Source organism: Campylobacter sp. RM12647 (assembly GCF_020138135.1).
Lineage (GTDB): Bacteria > Campylobacterota > Campylobacteria > Campylobacterales > Campylobacteraceae > Campylobacter_E.
In genome coordinates this window covers 88,072-106,255 of sequence record NZ_JACGAS010000003.1, presented here as the reverse complement: position 1 = coordinate 106,255, position 18,184 = coordinate 88,072, and the positions used below count along the sequence as shown (strand labels likewise).

Annotated in this window: 19 protein-coding genes; 3 read left to right on the top strand and 16 right to left on the bottom strand. The window is 28.1% G+C overall.

What is annotated here, in order from left to right:
* Window positions 1-30: 30 nt before the first annotated feature.
* The 16 genes from AVBRAN12647_RS02250 to AVBRAN12647_RS02175 form a co-directional block, all read right to left on the bottom strand.
* Window positions 31-354: a hypothetical protein gene (locus tag AVBRAN12647_RS02250; RefSeq protein WP_214116831.1), complete on the bottom strand. Its 324-nt coding sequence runs from the start codon at window positions 352-354 to the stop codon at window positions 31-33.
* Window positions 351-1,655 carry a UDP-N-acetylmuramate--L-alanine ligase gene (gene murC, locus AVBRAN12647_RS02245; RefSeq protein ID WP_336614626.1) on the bottom strand — a complete coding sequence of 435 codons (1,305 nt, stop codon included), beginning with the start codon at window positions 1,653-1,655 and terminating at the stop codon, window positions 351-353. The genes AVBRAN12647_RS02250 and murC overlap by 4 nt, the downstream gene beginning before the upstream one ends.
* Before the next feature lie 9 nt (window positions 1,656-1,664).
* The gene (locus AVBRAN12647_RS02240) at window positions 1,665-2,504 is read right to left on the bottom strand and encodes a DMT family transporter (RefSeq protein WP_336614625.1); all 840 of its coding nucleotides are present in this window, start codon (window positions 2,502-2,504) and stop codon (window positions 1,665-1,667) included.
* Window positions 2,501-3,154 carry a HesA/MoeB/ThiF family protein gene (locus AVBRAN12647_RS02235; protein WP_336614624.1) on the bottom strand — a complete coding sequence of 218 codons (654 nt, stop codon included), beginning with the start codon at window positions 3,152-3,154 and terminating at the stop codon, window positions 2,501-2,503. Before AVBRAN12647_RS02235 ends, AVBRAN12647_RS02240 begins: the two co-directional genes overlap by 4 nt.
* Complete coding sequence (locus AVBRAN12647_RS02230) at window positions 3,129-3,920, bottom strand: carbon-nitrogen hydrolase family protein (protein WP_214119803.1); 792 nt, start codon at window positions 3,918-3,920, stop codon at window positions 3,129-3,131. The genes AVBRAN12647_RS02235 and AVBRAN12647_RS02230 overlap by 26 nt, the downstream gene beginning before the upstream one ends.
* Window positions 3,914-4,141, bottom strand: a complete 228-nt coding sequence (locus AVBRAN12647_RS02225; protein ID WP_214116840.1) for an exodeoxyribonuclease VII small subunit — start codon at window positions 4,139-4,141, stop codon at window positions 3,914-3,916. Before AVBRAN12647_RS02225 ends, AVBRAN12647_RS02230 begins: the two co-directional genes overlap by 7 nt.
* Window positions 4,138-5,589, bottom strand: coding sequence for an IMP dehydrogenase (gene guaB, locus AVBRAN12647_RS02220; protein ID WP_336606693.1), 1,452 nt, complete (start codon window positions 5,587-5,589; stop codon window positions 4,138-4,140). Before guaB ends, AVBRAN12647_RS02225 begins: the two co-directional genes overlap by 4 nt.
* A gap of 43 nt (window positions 5,590-5,632) precedes the next feature.
* Window positions 5,633-7,297, bottom strand: a complete 1,665-nt coding sequence (locus AVBRAN12647_RS02215) for an AAA family ATPase (RefSeq protein ID WP_336614623.1) — start codon at window positions 7,295-7,297, stop codon at window positions 5,633-5,635.
* A complete protein-coding gene (locus AVBRAN12647_RS02210; protein ID WP_239803049.1) occupies window positions 7,284-8,801 on the bottom strand; it encodes a long-chain-fatty-acid--CoA ligase in 1,518 nt (505 codons plus the stop codon). The genes AVBRAN12647_RS02215 and AVBRAN12647_RS02210 overlap by 14 nt, the downstream gene beginning before the upstream one ends.
* A 13-nt stretch (window positions 8,802-8,814) precedes the next feature.
* A complete protein-coding gene (locus tag AVBRAN12647_RS02205; RefSeq protein ID WP_336614212.1) occupies window positions 8,815-10,485 on the bottom strand; it encodes an OmpP1/FadL family transporter in 1,671 nt (556 codons plus the stop codon).
* Between the two features lie 166 nt (window positions 10,486-10,651).
* Window positions 10,652-11,287 (bottom strand): protein-L-isoaspartate(D-aspartate) O-methyltransferase, encoded by a 636-nt coding sequence (locus AVBRAN12647_RS02200; RefSeq protein WP_214116849.1) that lies wholly within the window; start codon window positions 11,285-11,287, stop codon window positions 10,652-10,654.
* Window positions 11,277-12,299, bottom strand: a complete 1,023-nt coding sequence (locus AVBRAN12647_RS02195; RefSeq protein ID WP_214117055.1) for a ribonucleotide-diphosphate reductase subunit beta — start codon at window positions 12,297-12,299, stop codon at window positions 11,277-11,279. Before AVBRAN12647_RS02195 ends, AVBRAN12647_RS02200 begins: the two co-directional genes overlap by 11 nt.
* Window positions 12,299-12,715: an RDD family protein gene (locus tag AVBRAN12647_RS02190; protein WP_214116851.1), complete on the bottom strand. Its 417-nt coding sequence runs from the start codon at window positions 12,713-12,715 to the stop codon at window positions 12,299-12,301. The genes AVBRAN12647_RS02195 and AVBRAN12647_RS02190 overlap by 1 nt, the downstream gene beginning before the upstream one ends.
* 2 nt (window positions 12,716-12,717) lie before the next feature.
* A complete protein-coding gene (gene frr, locus AVBRAN12647_RS02185) occupies window positions 12,718-13,275 on the bottom strand; it encodes a ribosome recycling factor (RefSeq protein ID WP_214116854.1) in 558 nt (185 codons plus the stop codon).
* Between the two features lie 11 nt (window positions 13,276-13,286).
* On the bottom strand, window positions 13,287-13,604 hold the full coding sequence (gene secG, locus AVBRAN12647_RS02180; RefSeq protein ID WP_214116856.1) for a preprotein translocase subunit SecG: 318 nt from the start codon (window positions 13,602-13,604) through the stop codon (window positions 13,287-13,289).
* 88 nt (window positions 13,605-13,692) lie between these two features.
* Window positions 13,693-14,370: a Bax inhibitor-1/YccA family protein gene (locus tag AVBRAN12647_RS02175; RefSeq protein WP_214116858.1), complete on the bottom strand. Its 678-nt coding sequence runs from the start codon at window positions 14,368-14,370 to the stop codon at window positions 13,693-13,695.
* A 103-nt stretch (window positions 14,371-14,473) separates the two neighbouring features.
* Here AVBRAN12647_RS02175 and AVBRAN12647_RS02170 point away from each other — a divergent pair, with 103 nt between their 5' ends.
* The 3 genes from AVBRAN12647_RS02170 to nhaA all read left to right on the top strand — a co-directional run bounded on the left by AVBRAN12647_RS02170 (window position 14,474) and on the right by nhaA (window position 18,163).
* Complete coding sequence (locus AVBRAN12647_RS02170) at window positions 14,474-15,112, top strand: carbonic anhydrase (RefSeq protein ID WP_214116860.1); 639 nt, start codon at window positions 14,474-14,476, stop codon at window positions 15,110-15,112.
* The gene (locus AVBRAN12647_RS02165; protein ID WP_336606697.1) at window positions 15,109-16,821 is read left to right on the top strand and encodes a mechanosensitive ion channel family protein; all 1,713 of its coding nucleotides are present in this window, start codon (window positions 15,109-15,111) and stop codon (window positions 16,819-16,821) included. Before AVBRAN12647_RS02170 ends, AVBRAN12647_RS02165 begins: the two co-directional genes overlap by 4 nt.
* Window positions 16,822-17,035: 214 nt before the next feature.
* The gene (nhaA, locus tag AVBRAN12647_RS02160) at window positions 17,036-18,163 is read left to right on the top strand and encodes a Na+/H+ antiporter NhaA (protein ID WP_214116864.1); all 1,128 of its coding nucleotides are present in this window, start codon (window positions 17,036-17,038) and stop codon (window positions 18,161-18,163) included.
* The last annotated feature ends 21 nt before the right edge of the window (window positions 18,164-18,184 follow it).

Below are 18,184 nucleotides of genomic sequence, written 5' to 3'. Positions count from 1 at the left end.
ATTATTTAGGCTTTAATTAAATTCTTAAAATTATTTACAAATAAACATATCTATTTTTTGATTGTTAGTATTATCTATAAATACTGAAGTTCCGTTGTTAAATCCGTGAGTTTTGATATTGATTTTTATACCTTGACAATCTAAATCCTTACCTGAATTATAAATATTTAAAATCTCTTGCTTTAAAGCTCCACTTGAATTATCTAGGCTAGTGTATATAAAACCAACTATAAAAGTAACAACTATTAATGAAATAACAGCCACATAAAGCTTAGAATTAAAATGATTTTTATAATAAATGCAAACACCAATTAATGCAAAAAACAATATTAAAAATATTGCAAATCTAATCATTTTAAGCCCCTTAATTTATAGGTCAAATCACCTGCGTTAAATCCAACCACTACGCCTTTATCTAAAGTAATTTCTCCTAAATTACTAAATAATTTTAAAGAATTATCAACTCTTTTTGCATCTGTAATAAAACAAGCATTAGGAAAATGCTTAGCTAAATCAATTTTAATTTCATCTTCATTAGCACTATAAACAGGCAAAATAAATAGCTTTGAAAAACCTTCAAAACAAGTTTTAAAACCTTCTAAATTATCAAGCAATCTTGTGTATTTATGAGGTTGCCAAATCGCTATAGTATCATCTAAATTTAGTGCTTTTGCATAAGAAAATATGCCTTTTTTAGTCTCTCTTACTTCGGTTGGATGATGAGCGTAATCATCAATTATTACAAAATCCTTACTAGCATATAAAACATCAAAACGCTTTTTAATACCACAAAAATCTTTTAAATTTTGCTTAATCTCACTTAGGCTTAGCCCAACACACCTAGCAGCAAGTATTGCTAAAGCAGTATCAATAGCTATACATTCGCTATGACCTTGCACGCTAAAACGACCAAAATCTCTTAAATCAAAAGATATAAAAGGCAAATAATCCTTAACTTCAAATTCTAAGTTTTTAATATCTTCGCTAGGCACTAGTCTTTCACAATCTAAATCAATTGTAGCTAAAAACTCATCTTCAGCATTAATTACTCTAATTTTGCTTTGTTTTAAAAAGTCTGTATAAGCTTTATAAAAAGCGTTTAAATCGTGATTATAATGCTCTAAATGTTCAGGTTCAGCATTAGTTACTATACTTAAAGCAGGATTTAAATTTAAAAACGAACTATCACTCTCATCAGCTTCAAAAACTAATTTTTCACTGGTTTTATACACCATATTTTTACCAGCTCTTTTATCCACTGCACCGATTATAAAAGAACTTTGCAAAATATTTGCTAGGATACTACTTGTAGTGCTTTTGCCGTGTGCACCTGCAACTGCAAAAAGCATTTTGTTTTCTAAAATAAGTGGCAAGGCTTCTTTTCTTGATAGAACTCTTATGCCTAGTTCTTTTGCTTTTTTTATTTCAGGATTGTTTTCACGAATTACTGCTGAATGCACTACTAAATCAATATCGTTGCTTAAATTTGATGCACTATGACCTATAAAAACCGCAATTCCTTCTGCTCTTAATTCTTTTACTAATTCACTCTCATAAACATCGCTTCCTAAAACACTAATTCCACGCTCATTTAAAAATCTAGCCAACGCACTAAGACCAATGCCACCAATACCGATAAAAAATATTTTTTTCATAAAAATCCTTTAAGAAAATGCTAGAGCAATCAAAATTAACCCTGCTCCTAATAATTGTAAAATTGTAAATACTTCTCCATAAAAACTTCCTAAAATTCCAGCCGAAATTGGCTCAAGTAGTAAAATCAATGCGACTTTACTTGGATGAAGGTGCTTTTGAGCGTAATTTTGAGCAAAAAAACAAAATATTGTAAATATCAATGCTGATACTAAAATAAGTATAAAAACCTTAGAATTTAAAATAGGAGTTAAACTTAAATCAGCAAAAATTAAAGCCGATAATAAATAAATTATCGTGCTGCCTACAAATTGAAAAAATATAAAGGTATTTAAATCATTTGATTTTAAAAATTTATCATTTAAAGCCACTAAAAGTGCAAAAAACACAGCACAAATTATCGCTAAATATTCGCCTTTTCCAAAATTATCAAAATTCGCATCACTAAATAAAAACATACCAAAACAAGCAAGTAAAGCTAGGAAAAATATCTTAAAACTAAGCTTTGCTTTGCTTATAAAAAAGCATAAAAATGGAGCAATAATTCCTTCTAAACCAGTTAGAAAAGCCACATTAGAGCTTTGAGTAAAGCTTAGTGCTTGGGTTTGAAAAATAAAGGCAAACGCCATACAAAAACCAGTGATTAATCCATATAAATAAGTATTTTTGTAATGTTTTAAAATATCATTTTTAACCAAGAAAAAAAACACAATAGAAGCTAATAAAAATCTATAAAATAATAATTCATAGCTATTTATGTAGTTTAATACCCACTTAGTAGGCAAAAACGATGCTCCCCAGATAACTACAGCAAATATTAATAAAAAAAATGATTTTTCTTGATGGTTCATAAATTAAACTTATTAAGATTTAAAATATCTTTTGAAAAATCAAAATAATATAAATAATCAAGTTTTACTTCATAACCTGTTAGATATTTTAATGCCAAAATACTTGCAAAAGTAGCACTAAACATAACAAATGGAGTTGCTTGGGGTTTTATCCTTTTTATTTCATTTTTGAATGCTATTTTTTTATTTTTTACAATACTAGCACTTATGAAAAACTCTTCAACACTAGCAAAAATCCAAGGAATATTATTAGCTTTAGCGTAATTATCAATTTCAGCTCTAACTGATAAATTATCAGTCGCATCCATAATCAAATCAGCACTAGGTTTAGTAGCAAAAAATTCTGCCGCACTCATTTTATAAGTTTTTATATCACAAAATGAACGCTCTTTTAATTTATTAAAACAATCAACCTTAGCTTTGCCTTCATCGTTAAAATTAAACATAATTTGCCTTTGAATATTGCTAAAGCTAACTATATCAAAATCAACTACACTAATACTCTTTATACCACTACTAGCAAGTGCGTATGCTATACTTGAGCCAAGACCGCCTGCACCTATTATTATGATTTCTTTGTTTTCTAAATTCTTTTGCTTATCTTTTAATAATAAAGTTTGTCTTTCATAAAAGTCGCTTGTTGATTTCATTTCTTACTTCCTTAAATTGCCAAAATTTAGCAGCTTCACTAGGTTTGCTAATTTCAGAAATTAATACTTCTTCAGCGTCGCTTAATTCTTGAACTATATCTCCATAAGCATTGCATAAAAAACTATTACCATAAAAATTCCACTCTAATTCATCTACTTCGCTAACACCAATACGATTTACTCTTAAAATATTAGTATTATTTAAAAATGCTCTCATTTTAATAAGTTCGCACCATCTAGAATTTGAATTATAAGTATTTGCCGTAGGAATTATCAATAAATCTAATTCATTTGCCTTTTTAAAAAACTCATCAAAATGTATTTCATAGCCAAATAAAACACCTATTTTAAAATTATCACATTTAAAAGTATGTAATTTAATAGCTTTTGTTGAATTTATAAAAAAATCCTTTTCATTCCAATGTGAATACGGCATAAAAACTTGCTGATTTATATATTTGATTTTACCTTTATTTGCTACTAAGCAAGTTTTATTAAAACCTTTATTAGTGCTAAGAATTATAGGAGCAACTATACATAAATTATATTTAGCACTATATTCTTTTAAGGCTTCTAGTTTTACTTTGCTTTGCTCTTTTACTAAATCAACTGGCATTTGCTTTAATTCAGTAAAAAAATTATTTAAAACATACTCGCCTAACGCTACTAACCTAACATCTTTTTGCTCGCAAATCCTTAAATAATAATCAAGCCTTGCATTACTTAAAGCTTGAGTGCTTAGTTGAAGTGCTGCTATTTTCAAAATGGCAATCTTTCTGTATCAATACTTAAAGAATTATTTTGTTTAGTTTGTTCAAATTCTTCAATATCTTTACTAGCCTTATCTAATAATTCTCTAGCTTCGTTTATTAGTTTCATACCATCTTTATACGCATCTACTAAATCAAATAAAGGCGTTTGCTCATCTTCAATTATTTTTAATTTTTCATCTAAAATTTCACAGATTTGTTCGTAAGTTTTTTTCATTGATTTACCTTATAATTTGGTGCTTCTGCAGTGATTGTTACATCATGAACATGGCTTTCTTTAAGCCCTGCACTAGTAATTTCTACAAATTCAGCTTTTTCTTGAAAATCTTTTATATTTATAGCTCCGTTATAACCCATTGAGCTTCTAAGACCACCAAGTAATTGAAACACTACATTTTTAATACTTCCAGTATGTGGAACTCTTCCTTCAATTCCTTCTGGCACTAGCTTTTCTTTTGCTGTTCCTTCTTGAAAATATCTATCAGAACTACCCTTTGCCATAGCCCCTAAGCTACCCATACCGCGATACGATTTATATTGTCTTCCTTGATATGTGATAAATTCTCCTGGACTTTCATCAGTCCCTGCTAAAAGCGAGCCTATCATTACACTACTTGCACCTGCTGCAAGAGCCTTTGCAATATCTCCTGAATACTTTATCCCACCATCAGCAATTATAGGCACATTAAACTCTTTAGCAGCTTCAGCACAATCACTAATAGCAGTAATTTGCGGCACTCCAACTCCACTTACTATACGAGTAGTGCAAATACTACCTGGTCCAATACCAACCTTTATAGCATCTGCTCCTGCTAATGCTAAATCCCTAACCGCCTTAGGATTAGCGATATTGCCTACTATTACATCTATATTTAATTCTTTTTTGATTTCTTTTAAAGTATCAATTATGCCTTTACTATGTCCGTGAGCACTATCCATAACCAAGACATCAACACCTGCATTTACTAAAGCTCTAGCCCTATCAAGTTGCCCTACTCCAATAGCAGCACCTACTACTAATCTTCCTAATTTATCCTTATTTGCATTTGGATATTCTTTACGCTTTTTTAAATCCTTTATAGTAATAAGACCACAAAGAGTATTACTCTCATCTACTAAAGGTAATTTTTCTATTTTATTTTTACTAAAAATTACTTCAGCTTCATCTAAGGTGCAACCTTTTTTAGCAGTAATTAAAGGCATTTTTGTCATTACTTCATCAACTATTTTTGAAAAATCAGTCTCAAATCTCAAATCACGATTAGTTAAAATTCCTAATAATTTTTTATCATTATCTACAACAGGAACACCTGAAATACTATATTCATTCATAATAGCTAAAGCATCACTTACCTTTGCTTTAGTATTAACATAAACAGGGTCATATATAATACCACTTTCACTTTTTTTAACCCTGATTATTTCTCTTACTTGGCTTTCAATATCCATATTTTTATGAATTATTCCAATTCCACCAAGCCTTGCCATCATTATTGCAGCCCTATGCTCTGTAACCGTATCCATAGCAGCCGAAATTAAAGGCATATTTAAATTAATATTTTTAGTAAGCTTTGTGCTAATATCAACTTCTTTTGGTAAAACTTCTGAATATTGCGGAACCAATAATACATCTTCAAATGTTAGAGCTTTTTTAATAATATTCACTGGATTTTCCTTTCGTAGTTTATTTTATTATAAGGGCTATTGATTAATTAAAGCCCATTTTAATTTCTTTAGAAAAATCGCTATTTAGTTCTTTTTGAATACTTTCTTTAAAATCATCTAATCTAAAAATTCCATCGCCTTGAGCAACTTTTATAGCAGTATTTTTAACAACCATTTTAATCTGTGCTCCACTTAATTCATAACTTTTTAAATCTTCTACTTTAAATCCTGATTCAAATTCCGCATTTTTTGGTAAGTGTAATTTCCAAATCTTCTCACGCTCTATTTCTGTTGGATTTGAGAATTTGATTTTATACTCAAATCTCCTTGAAAATGCTGGGTCTAAACTATCTAAAAAGTTAGTTGTAGCTATTACAATGCCATCAAATTTTTCTAGTTGTTCTAAGAAAATATTTTGCATTTGATTATGCATTAATTCACTTCCGTGACTTGCTACACTTCTAGTGCTTAAGAATTGATCAGCCTCGTTTAATAATAAAATAGGTGGAGTTTTAACGCTTTTGCTAATTATTTTATAATTATCAAAAATAGCACGAACATTTTTCTCACTCTCTCCTACATACTTATCTAATACTTTAGAGCAATCTAGTGTGATAATTTCTCTTTTTAAAGTTTTTGCTAAATAACTAGCACTCATAGTCTTACCCGTGCCTGGAGGTCCATAAAAAATTATATTAGCTCTTAAAATATCATCTTTTACTATGCCCCAATCTTTCAATCTTTTTGCCACACTTTTGGTTGAGCATTTTTTAAGACTTGTTGCTAAATCGCTAATATCTTTACTAACTATTAAATCTATTTCATTTATTTCTAAATATTCAAAGAAATTTAATTCTTCTACAATAGCTTTAATATTTTCGCCTTTATTTGGGAAAAAATATTTTAAAGCATTATCACTTATAATAAATCTATTATCATTACCAACATATTCAATTAATTCATTGCTAAGCAACTTAGAATCATCACTTAATAATTCATAATTTCTAATCTTTTCTAATTGATAAGGATTAATTATGCTTAATAATTCTTCATAATGAAGTGGTTTTTTAGAGCCTGTTAATTCTTCTTTTAATAAAGCCATTAATATAAGAGTTTCTTCGGCACTCAAATCATAATCTTTCATAATTTCATTAAAAGGATTATGAAATTTTGGGCTATTTTTAAGCCTTGTATTAATCAAATCAAGTCTTAAATCCGATGTTAAAAACTCTAATTTAATCCTAGCATCAATCATATCAAAGCAATCATTTAAATAAACGCTTAAATCAGTATAAGGCTTATGTTTATATTCTTCTAATTCATTATCACTAATTAATCTTGCTCCATCAAATTCATTAGCAAGGTTAAAAAATACATGAGCATATCTTGTAAGCGCTATTGATTGAAATAAAATAAGCCCTGCATTATCTTTATAATTAAACTGCTTTCCGCTTGCTTCTTGAATAAATTTTTTCTCATATAGCTCAACGAAATTTGGTAAATATGAAACCATTTGAGCAGTAGTATTAGCATTAAAAGCATCTTCTACAATGCTATGAAACTTTATCCCAAAACGAGATTTTATAGTTTTGTTTAGCATTGTTCTTAATATAATGCACGCTTCTTTAGATAGACCTTGATTTAATAACTTTAAATATAAAAAACTCTCTTCGTAATTATTACTTAAAAACTCTTTAATTTTTTCCAATTTCTAACTCTTTTTTTAATTCTTTTTTCAATACTTTTCCAGCAGCATTTTTTGGTAATTCGCATTTAAACACAATTGTTTTAGGAACTTTATAATTTGCTAAATACTTTTTAAGATACTTTTGAATTTCTTGAGCACTTAGTTTAGCACCTTCTTTTAAACAAACATAAGCAACAACGCTTTCATCTAAATCACTATCCTTAACACCTATAACAGCACAAGAATCAATTTCATCTAATTGCATAATAATATCTTCAATTTCTCTTGGATATATATTAATCCCCTTTGCAATTATTATGTCTTTTTTCCTATCTACTATATAAATAAATCCATCTTCATCAAGTCTTGCAATATCACCTGTTTTAAGCCACTCGCCTTCTATTACTTCATTGGTTAATTCAGGTTTATTGTAATAGCCTTGCATTACACAATCACCCTTTACGATTAACTCCCCTACTTCTCCGATAGGTAATTCTTTTAAATCATCATCTACTACTTTTACTTGATACCCGTGTAATGGCAAACCTACTGAATTAACCTTTTGCTTATCTAGGCGATTTACCGCAACTACTGGAGAACATTCGCTTAATCCATAGCCTTCTAAAACTGCGGTTCTTTTAAATTTTTCCTTATAGGCTTTAAGAGTTCCTTCACTTAAGGCACTAGAGCCTGATACTATAATTCTAATTTTATGAAACCACATAAAATACCAAGGTAACTTTGCCTTTAATAAAGCATTTAGTATCACAGGAACTGAAAATAATATCGTAACTCTTTTTAATAGAATTTGTTTTATAACATTTGAAAAAGGTAAAACAGAACGCTCAATTACAAGCGAGCAACCCGAAAGTAAAGGTAATAAACAAACTGCTGTTAAAGTAAAACTATGAAACATAGGCAAATACGCTATGGCTCTATCTGATGATTTTATTTTAAAATCGTGTTGAGCTGATTTGATATTTGATAAAATATTTTTATAGCTTAATAAAACTCCTTTAGGAAGACCTGTTGTTCCTGAAGTGTATATTATATGAACGCTATCATCAATACTAGCTTCACACTTAAAATTATAAACAGGTGCATAATCTAAATAACTCGCTAAATATCCATCTTTTAAATTATCATCAAAAGAATGGTATATTAAAATATCTTTAAATTCATTAGCTAATTCAGCAGCTTCTTTAATATCTTTTGAAACTATTAATAATTTTGCATCGCAGTCTTTAATAATATACTCATATTCTTCACATTTTAGCATAGTATTAATAGGAACTGCGACTGCTTTTAAAGATGCTATTGCAAAATATAAAATCATAAATTCTTTACAATTACTCATAATAAAAGCTACATTGTCACCACTTTTAACGCCTTGATTTTGCAAAAAAGCTATCATTTTATCTACATGAGTTTTTAACTCTTTAAAGCTTATTTTTCCATTTGCATCAAAAATAGCAACTCTACTTAAATTAGAATAATGTTCTAAGTATTCATAATAATTTTGCATTTACATCCTTTAATTAAAACTCATAATTGATACCAACATTTACAATCTGATTTGATTGATTTGAAAACTTACCTTTAGTCTGTATCAAAATATTATCAGTAACATTATTTACTTTAACATCAGCATAGTGTTGATATGCTCCCGCTCCTGTTACTTTTAAGTTTTTGTTTAATCTATATTCAAGTCCTAAAGAATACATATACATTCTACTATCTTTTGCTAAAAAGCTTATTTTCTCGCGTCTTACTGGACTATCTTCTGTAGAAAAACCTAGCATAAGCGATAATTCTTTATCATAGTTATATCTATAACCAAAGCTAAGTAATGTTGTATCTCTCCAACCTTGTTCTAAACTACTTTGTAAAAATGATGATAAAAAATACTCTTCAATAGCTTGCTTATCTTTAGGGTCTAAAGTAGCACCTATACTCATAGCAACTTTTTGAAAACCTTCAATAGTATTACAATCATTACCAGGTACTGCACACTTTTGCATAAATTGCATTGTTGCGAGCTTTAATGATTGTGGAATTTCTGGTGAATTTATTTTTAAATCCAATGTTTTTGCTTTACTCCAAAATGTTCTTCCCATATTAAACATAAACTCGTGTTTACCATATTCATAGGCAATACCAAAATTAGCATTAGCAGGATATAAGAAATTAGCACTCACATAACCATTATAACCAACTTTACTATCTTGAGTAGGTAAAGTTCCAACTATAGAACCAGTATTAGGGTCTATTTTATATACTTCACTCATAAGACCAGCCAATCCAATACTCATAGCTGCTAACTCTTGAATAGACATTTGCATAGAATTAAATTGTTCTTGATTTTTTGGAGATAAATTATTTGCAAAATCAAACATTCCAAACTTTGACATTTTAAAATCAATATTACCTTCAAACTTATTTTTATAAGAAGAATTGTAAAGTAATGAAAATCTTAATTTATCATCAAAATATTTAGGAACATAAGTTAAAGATAATTTGTATCCAAATTTATAACCATTATCTACCCTAGCATCTCCTTCATATACCCAAGAATAAGGATGTGCATTACCTTTTTCATCAACCCAAACTCTATTTACACTACTAATATCTGCTGGAATATATCTAGGATTTTTTGCATTATCTTTTAAAATATTAAATTTGATTCTAGTATGATTTAATGTTAAACTTGCACCCAAACTTAATTCATCAATAGGCTTATAAGCATAGGAAATAGCTGCAGTTCCACCACGAATATCCATATTATTAGCAAGTGCTTTTGCATAATCACTATTCCATCCATAAACAGCAGCAAAATCAGTATAACCTGCAAATCCAACAAAATGTTGCTCGTTAATAGGATAAACAAATGCAAGTGTTGGTATAAAGAACGAAAACTCTTTTCCGTGTGCATCAGTGGCGTTATAATATGGTTCGCCATCTAAACCATTTACCAATTCATTTGTAAATCTTGAGCCAGCAGCATTGTAAAAATTTGAACTAAAATGCAATTGTGGATTTTGTCCTAAAAATCCCATATTTGCTGGATTTATAAAAGCCGCATCGGCACTAAAACTCTTTGCTAAATTTGAGCTAGATAAAGCTACTCCATCAGCACTCAATGGAACTAGCTTATAATTTGATGCTAGTAAGCTACCACTAACAACAAATGATAAGAAAACCTTATTCATTGACTCAATTTGTCCTTAATTTTTAAATAAAGTTTCGATTATATATTTTTAAAATTAATTTTTCTTTACAAAGGATAATTTTTACCTTATTAAGCTAATTATACAAATAAATGTAGATTAAAAATATTTTGAGTAAAAATAAAGATTAAAAAGTGATGTTAAATTACTATTCAACACCACTTAACATAGGAACAAAAGTGCAAGAATCAAGAATGATTTCTTCTATTCTATCTTTATGCTTAATATACTTAGTAATATATTGTTTATTTTCATTTCCAACAGGAGCTACTAAAATTCCACCAACTTCAAGTTGAGTAAATAATACATCAGGAACTTTATTTGTATATGCAGATAGTAAAATTCTCTCATAAGGTGCATAATTTTTAAGCCCATTATTTCCATCGGCGTGGCGAACATATACATTTGCCTTGATTGTATCAAGATTTTTTATTGCTTTATTTGATAATTCCTTTATTCTCTCAAGAGAAAAAACTCTTCTAATAAGATTACTCAAAAGTGCGGCTTGATACCCACTACCACAACCAATCTCAAGCACACTATCAGCACCAACAGGCTCTAGTGCTGCTGTCATCTTTGCAACGGTAATTGGTGAGCTAATCCATTGATTTGAGCTAAGCGGCATTGCGTGAAGCTCATAAGCAAAATTACTCATAGGCATAAAAATTTCTCTTGGTGTATTAGCAAATGCTTGTTTAATCTCATTGCTAATATTAACTTCATTTGCAATATTTTCAGCAAGTCTAGCACATTTTTGCTGTTCGTAAATATCCTTAAAAATCATCAAAACTCAAGCTTCCTTTACTATAATTTGTAACTTTACTTTCAAAAAAGTTACTCTTTTGGTCGTTAAATTTAGAAAAATCATCAACCCATTTAATAGGATGTTTTGCATTATATTTTTTGTCAAGTCCGATTGAGCTAAGTCTTAAATCTACTAAATAATGAATATATTCAGTAATTATATCGTCAGTAAAGCCCATAATTTGATTTTGAGTAATGTATTTACCCCATTCAATTTCAAGTTCTGCAGCTCTTTCAAACATTTCATAAATTTTAGCAATTGTTTTTTCATTAAATAAATCAGGTCTTTCTTTTCTAACTGAATTAATCATATTTTGAAACAACAATAAGTGAGTGATTTCATCTCTTTGAATAAATCTAACCATTTGAGCAGAACCTAGCATTTTACCTGCACGAGCTAGTGCATAAATTGCAGTAAAGCCACTATAAAAATAAATTCCTTCTAGAATTTGATTCGCAACCATTGCATATAGTAACTTTTCATCGGTTACATCTCCTGCAAGTTCTTCATATAAACTTGAAATAAAATCATTTTTCTTTCTTAAAGTAGCATCGTGCTTTTCCATTTCATATATTAAATCAGTGTCATCACAAATAGCTTCAACCATTACCGCATAACTTTTTGAATGATTTGCCTCTTCGTAAGCTTGTCTTGCTAATACTGCATTAATCTCTGGAGCTGTTATATAAGGGTTGATATTATCAGCAAGGTTATTGGTTTGAAAACTATCCATAGAAATTAGTTGGCTCCATACTAAATCATACATTCTTTTTTCACTTGAAGTTAAATTACATTTATAATCAAGTGCATCTTTTGTAGTATCAACTTCTCTAGGAAACCAAGTATTAGCTTCCATTAAATCCCATAATTTTAAAGCCCACTCATATTTTGCTTTTGTAAAATTTAATATACCTTGTGGATTTCCACCAAATACTCTTCTTGATGTTAAATCTTCATTACTTTGTGGATTATAAATTCTTTTTCTATCCATCATTTGTTCTCCTTAAGGACTATTGTGTTTGAAAATAAATCGTGTATATATTGCCTATCTTTTCTAAAAAATGGAAATAAAATACCAAATAATAAAGAAAATGTAAGCACAAACAATACCAATCTAATAAAAACTTGAAATAAACTTGCTTTTTTACCATTTTTATTTCTTAAATGCAAACCTAAATATTTATACCCTAAACTCTGACCTTTAAAAAATAAAAGTAAAAATAAAACTAAAAGATAAGTAATGGTTGCAAATAATATAAAAGATTGATTTTGTCTATACTCACTAGCACTACCTACTAAGATATAGGTAGTGAAGTATTGTATTGGCATCATTATCATAAACATATCAACAATGCCAGCTTTTAATTTATCATAAAGGCTAGCTAAACTTACCTTAGCCTTTGCCATTTTTAAACTTTAAGTAATTGTGTTTCTTTTTCTTTAACTAATTCATCAGTCTTAGCTATTGCCGCATCTGTTAATTTTTGAACTTCATCGTAAGCTTTTTTAGCTTCATCTTCGCTTACTGCTTTATCTTTTTCTAATTTTTTTACAGCATCATTAGCGTCTTTTCTAATATTTCTAATAGCTACTTTGCATTTTTCTCCCATTGCTTTTGCAGCTTTAGCATTTTCTTCTCTTTGCTCTTTAGTCATTGGTGGAAAAAATAATTTAACTCCATCAGCATCAGCATTAGGATTTACACCGATATTTGCTGCTTTTATAGCAGTATCTATAGCCTTAATCATAGATTTTTCCCAAGGACTAATAGTAATTGTCGTTGCATCAGTTGCTAACACGGTTGCAACTTGATTTAATGGAGTTGGGGTTCCATAATAATCTACAAAAACATTATCTAATATAGAAATATTTACTTTACCTGTTCTTAAAGTCATAAAATCTTTTTTTAAAGAATTGTGAGCTTTTTCGTTTTGTTCTTTTTGTTTTGAATAAATATCATTTAACATTAGTATTCCTTTTATTTAATTGATTCTGGTAATGCTTTAGGCTGATTAGTGTCATTAAGTTGTTTGCTAGCATTTTCTAGTTTATTTACTAGACTTTCACCAGTTTTAGTGTTATAACTATAGCTTAAATAAATAGTATTAGCTACTAGCAAAACTCCTATAATAAAAGTAAATTTTGCTAAAAAACCAGCAGGACCTTTAGCTCCAAATAAGCTCTCATTAGAACCACTATAAGCACCTAAGCCTATACTTGAGCTTTTTTGCATAAGAACGCAAGCACAAATAATAACTACTAAAATAAATTGAATTGCGATAAAAATTGTGTTCATATTACTTCTTTCGTTTAAAAATAAAGTTTGTATTATATGTTATAAAATTTAAAATAAGTTAAAGCCTTCAAAATTGAAGGCTTAAAAATTAGTCTCTAATGCTTCTTAAGATATTTAATAAAGATATAAATAAATTAATAAAGTCAAGGTATAAAGCAATTGCACCTTGAATTGGTGTTTGATAAGCTCCACGAATTATCATTTGAGTATCATAAATGATAAAGAAGCTAAATACTATTGCTCCAACACAAGAAACTATTAAATGTAAAAGGTGGCTTTGAAAAAATAGGTTTAATAAAGACGCACCTATCATAATTAATAAAACTATAAAAAATCCTTTAGCAAAAACGCTAAAATCTCTTTTGGTTGTAAATGCAAAAACACTAAGACCTGCAAAAGCTAAAGTTGTTAAGAATAAAGCTTGAGCAATAATTGTAGCACCTGCTTGACTTTGTAAAGTAATATAAATAATTCCAGTAAGGCTTAATCCACTAATAAATGCAAATGCAAATAGCATAGCAATAGCACCATTAGTTACCTCACTTTTTCTATTTAATATCATAATTAAGGCAATTTCTACTATAAGCGTTCCTATACTAGCCCAAATATTGCCAACTAAAAAACTAGCTAAATAAGTAGCACCTAAATAAGCTCCTAAAGTAGCTGCAACTAGTGAAAGTGCAAAATACATATATGTATCTCTTACAAAAATAGCAGCATCTGAGCGAATTGCTGAACTAGCACGAGTTCTTTCGTATAAACTCATAATTGTCTCCTTGTTATTATTAAATGCACTTGATTATAACTAAGTTAGTTAATATCTCATTGAAATTTTTTTATATAATTTCGCTTTTTAACAAGGATAAAAAATGGATAAATTAATAAAAGGCGCATTGCAATTTATGCAAGAAGGGTTTTTAGAACATAAAGACTTATTTAAAGACTTAAAAGAAGAGCAAAATCCACATACATTATTTATAGGTTGTGCTGATTCAAGAGTAATTCCTAATCTAATAACTTCAACAGTTCCAGGAGAATTATTTGTTGTAAGAAATATAGCAAATATTATCCCACCATATCGTGTAAAAGATGAATATTTAGCAACAACTTCAGCTATTGAATATGCTTTATATGCGTTAAATGTTGAAAATGTAATAATATGTGGGCATAGCAACTGCGGTGGATGTAAAGATATTCCTAGTAAAAAAGCAGAACTTTTACCTAACGTAAAAAAATGGGTTTCTTTAATTGATGATATTAAACAACAAGTTGATTTTACATTAGAACTAAACCACTACGAAGGTCAATACGCATTAAGGTCTTGGATGATAGAAAAAGCAAATATTTTAAATAGCTATGAAAATTTATTAGGCTATCCTGAAGTTCAAAAAAGAATTGATGAGAATAAATTAAAAATTAGAGCTTGGTATTTTTTAATAGAAACAGGAGAAATCTATGAATACTGCCCTAATGACGGACACTTTAAGCCATTAAAGGATATTAAATGAGAATTTTATTTATACTATTATTTGGGGTTTTTTTATATTCTAATGAGCTATTAAATAATATTGATAATTTTTCTACTAAAAACATAAAAATAGAAGAATTAAATAAATTTTTAGCTGATGAAAAAGATGAAAACAGCCAAAATAAACTCAAAATAAATTCTGAAATCAAAGAATTAAAAAATGAAAAAAATCAAATACTAGCAGTATTTCCAACCCTAATTACACCAGAGAATTTAGACAAAAACATATTAAAAGATATTAAAAAAACTAATAATGATAAAATTTTACAAGCAGTAGAACAAAATTTTTATGAATGTTTATTAGAAATTATTTCTTATCTAAATTCTAAAGAAGAGCATAAAACAGATTTAAAAAATCTAATAGATGAACGCATAAAAACGATTAGTAATTATACAAGTGATAATCAAGAAGTAAAAATTAAAATCAATTCTTATGTAGAACTTTTAACATATCTTAGACTAAATACAGATATATTTACTACTAATGATATTTTTAAGCAACTAGATACTAATAAATTTTTAAGCAAATTTAATTCATATTTTCCAGAAGAAGTAAATAATTATATAAATCCTGGTAAAGTGATAATATGCACTCTTATAATGCTATTTATATTTTTATTAAAAAAATTAGTTCTTAAAATAATTTTTACAATAATTTTAAGAGTATTTAAGAAAAACCATGATGATCATTCATTACAATTATTGCAAAAATCAACAAAACCATTAATTGCTTTATTTTATATATATGGTTTATGGTTATGTTTTCTAATAGCGTTCTATCCTGCTCCAATTATGACACTTATACTAACGCTATTTGGCATTATTAATACTATGGCATTTACTTGGTTATTAATAACTATCTTAGATGGATACGGAGTAATAATTATTTCAAAAATTGCTAAAAGAAGCGGTAAAAAAGAAATAATAAATCTTATGCTAAAAATACTATATTTTATAATAGTCTTCATAGCTATATTAATCATACTTGCTAAATTAGGTTTTGATATTTCAGCAATTATTGCTTCATTAGGTATTGGTGGTTTAGCAGTTGCACTTGCTGCAAAAGATATTATCGCTAACTTTTTTGCTTCTGTTTTAATGTTATTTGATAATTCATTTTCTCAAAGTGATTGGGTAGAAATTAACGGAATAGAAGGAACAATAGTTGAAACAGGTCTTAGAAAAACAACCATAAGAACTTTTGATAACTGCTTAGTATTTATCCCAAATTCTACGATATTAAATGGAAATATAAAAAATTATTCAAAAAGAAAATATGGTAGAAGAGTAAGAATGAGTGTTGGCTTGACATACGACGCAAGCACAGAGCAAATACAAAATTTTATAAACGATATAAAAGAATTACTGACAAGTAATAATATAATAGCTAACGAAAACGATGATGTATTTCAACACAAAAACAAAAATTATTACAAACAAAATTTAATTTCTGTCAATGATTTAGAAGGCTTTAAATCATCAATTTATGTTTGGCTAGATGATTTTGCTGCAAGTAGTATCAATGTAGAGCTATACTTTTATATAAAAAGCGTTAGTGCTAAACAATATTATGATGAAAAAAGCAAAATATTAATGGAAATTATGAAAATAGTTGAGAAAAATGGTCTAAGTTTTGCTTTCCCTTCAACTAGCCTTTATATTGAAAAACTTCCAGATACAACAAAATAATTCAAATATCCTATTTTAAATTCAAGAATTTAAAATAGGAATTTTAATTTTATTTTTAAATTATTAAATAATAAAAATTATTATTTTTTATAAACTTTTATTTATTTTTTTTAATTATTATCAGAGTAAATATCGCTTTTAAAACCTTTACAATTCTTTAAATCAAGCATTTTTTACTAAGAATGTTTTATTTAATTTATTTAAAAGGAGAGAAATGTTATCAAAAATAAAAAACAACGAACTTTTACCTGCATTTTTATTATTATTTATGACATTTTTAGCAATATTTTTAAAAAATTCTTCATTTAGTGAATTTTACAATGCTTGTTTAGAAGCTAGAGCATCTATTAGCTTTTTAGATTATTCTTTAAGCAAACCATTGTTTTTATGGGTAAATGATGGATTGGTTGCTATATTTTTCTTTTGGATTGGACTTGAAGTAAAAAAAGAAATTCTATGCGGAGAACTAAATACAAATAGCAAAAGATTATTACCACTTGCTGGTGCTTTAGGTGGAATTATGGTTCCTGCTTTAATATATTCTATATTTAATTTTTTTGATACTTATAGATTAAGTGGATTTGCAATTCCAACAGGAACTGATACAGCGTTTGCTATTGCTATTTTATTAATGCTAAAAAACTATGTTCCAAATAGTGTAAGAGTATTTTTATTAAGCCTTGCAATATTTGATGATATTGCTGCAATTATTATAATTGCGATATTTTATACAAATGACCTTTTATATATTTCTCTTGTTTTAGGCTCTATTGGTGTTGGGTTATTATTTATATTAAATATTTTCCATTGCACTTACAAAATGTTTTATTTAATAGTAGGTGCTTTTATTTGGGTTTGTGTTTTAGAAAGTGGGGTTCATACTACTTTAGCTGGAATGCTTTGTGCATTTTTTATCCCTTTACATACTAAAGACAATAAAGAATTTTTAGAGCAAATTATGCACGATTTAACCCCTTATGTAAATTATGCAATATTGCCTATATTTGCTTTATTTAATGCTGGGGTATTGCTTGAGTTTAATTTAGACAATTTAAATAGTGTATTTTTTGGAATATTTTTTGGTTTATTTATTGGAAAGCAATTAGGAGTATTTAGTTTTTGCTTACTTGCTAATAAACTAGGTGCAACATTACCATCTAGCAAAAAGATTTTATACGGAGCTAGTATATTAACAGGAATTGGCTTTACAATGAGCTTTTTTATAAATACATTAGTTTTTGAAGGAAATGAAGCAATTTTTAATAGTGCAAAATTAGCAGTTTTAAGTGCTAGTTGTTGTTCTGCTGTGCTTGGATTTTTATGGTTAAGATTTAAGATTTGAATTCAGAAAAATCTGAATTCA

Excerpts from the sequence above, each read along its gene's own strand:
- AVBRAN12647_RS02250 (WP_214116831.1), bottom strand. The coding sequence starts at position 354 with ATGATTAGATTTGCAATATTTTTAATATTGTTTTTTGCATTAATTGGT.
- murC (WP_336614626.1), bottom strand. The coding sequence starts at position 1,655 with ATGAAAAAAATATTTTTTATCGGTATTGGTGGCATTGGTCTTAGTGCG.
- AVBRAN12647_RS02240 (WP_336614625.1), bottom strand. The coding sequence starts at position 2,504 with ATGAACCATCAAGAAAAATCATTTTTTTTATTAATATTTGCTGTAGTT.
- AVBRAN12647_RS02235 (WP_336614624.1), bottom strand. The coding sequence starts at position 3,154 with ATGAAATCAACAAGCGACTTTTATGAAAGACAAACTTTATTATTAAAA.
- AVBRAN12647_RS02225 (WP_214116840.1), bottom strand. The coding sequence starts at position 4,141 with ATGAAAAAAACTTACGAACAAATCTGTGAAATTTTAGATGAAAAATTA.
- AVBRAN12647_RS02210 (WP_239803049.1), bottom strand. The coding sequence starts at position 8,801 with ATGCAAAATTATTATGAATACTTAGAACATTATTCTAATTTAAGTAGA.
- AVBRAN12647_RS02205 (WP_336614212.1), bottom strand. The coding sequence starts at position 10,485 with ATGAATAAGGTTTTCTTATCATTTGTTGTTAGTGGTAGCTTACTAGCA.
- AVBRAN12647_RS02200 (WP_214116849.1), bottom strand. The coding sequence starts at position 11,287 with ATGATTTTTAAGGATATTTACGAACAGCAAAAATGTGCTAGACTTGCT.
- AVBRAN12647_RS02195 (WP_214117055.1), bottom strand. The coding sequence starts at position 12,299 with ATGGATAGAAAAAGAATTTATAATCCACAAAGTAATGAAGATTTAACA.
- AVBRAN12647_RS02190 (WP_214116851.1), bottom strand. The coding sequence starts at position 12,715 with ATGGCAAAGGCTAAGGTAAGTTTAGCTAGCCTTTATGATAAATTAAAA.
- frr (WP_214116854.1), bottom strand. The coding sequence starts at position 13,275 with ATGTTAAATGATATTTATTCAAAACAAAAAGAACAAAACGAAAAAGCT.
- secG (WP_214116856.1), bottom strand. The coding sequence starts at position 13,604 with ATGAACACAATTTTTATCGCAATTCAATTTATTTTAGTAGTTATTATT.
- AVBRAN12647_RS02175 (WP_214116858.1), bottom strand. The coding sequence starts at position 14,370 with ATGAGTTTATACGAAAGAACTCGTGCTAGTTCAGCAATTCGCTCAGAT.
- AVBRAN12647_RS02170 (WP_214116860.1), top strand. The coding sequence starts at position 14,474 with ATGGATAAATTAATAAAAGGCGCATTGCAATTTATGCAAGAAGGGTTT.
- AVBRAN12647_RS02165 (WP_336606697.1), top strand. The coding sequence starts at position 15,109 with ATGAGAATTTTATTTATACTATTATTTGGGGTTTTTTTATATTCTAAT.
- nhaA (WP_214116864.1), top strand. The coding sequence starts at position 17,036 with ATGTTATCAAAAATAAAAAACAACGAACTTTTACCTGCATTTTTATTA.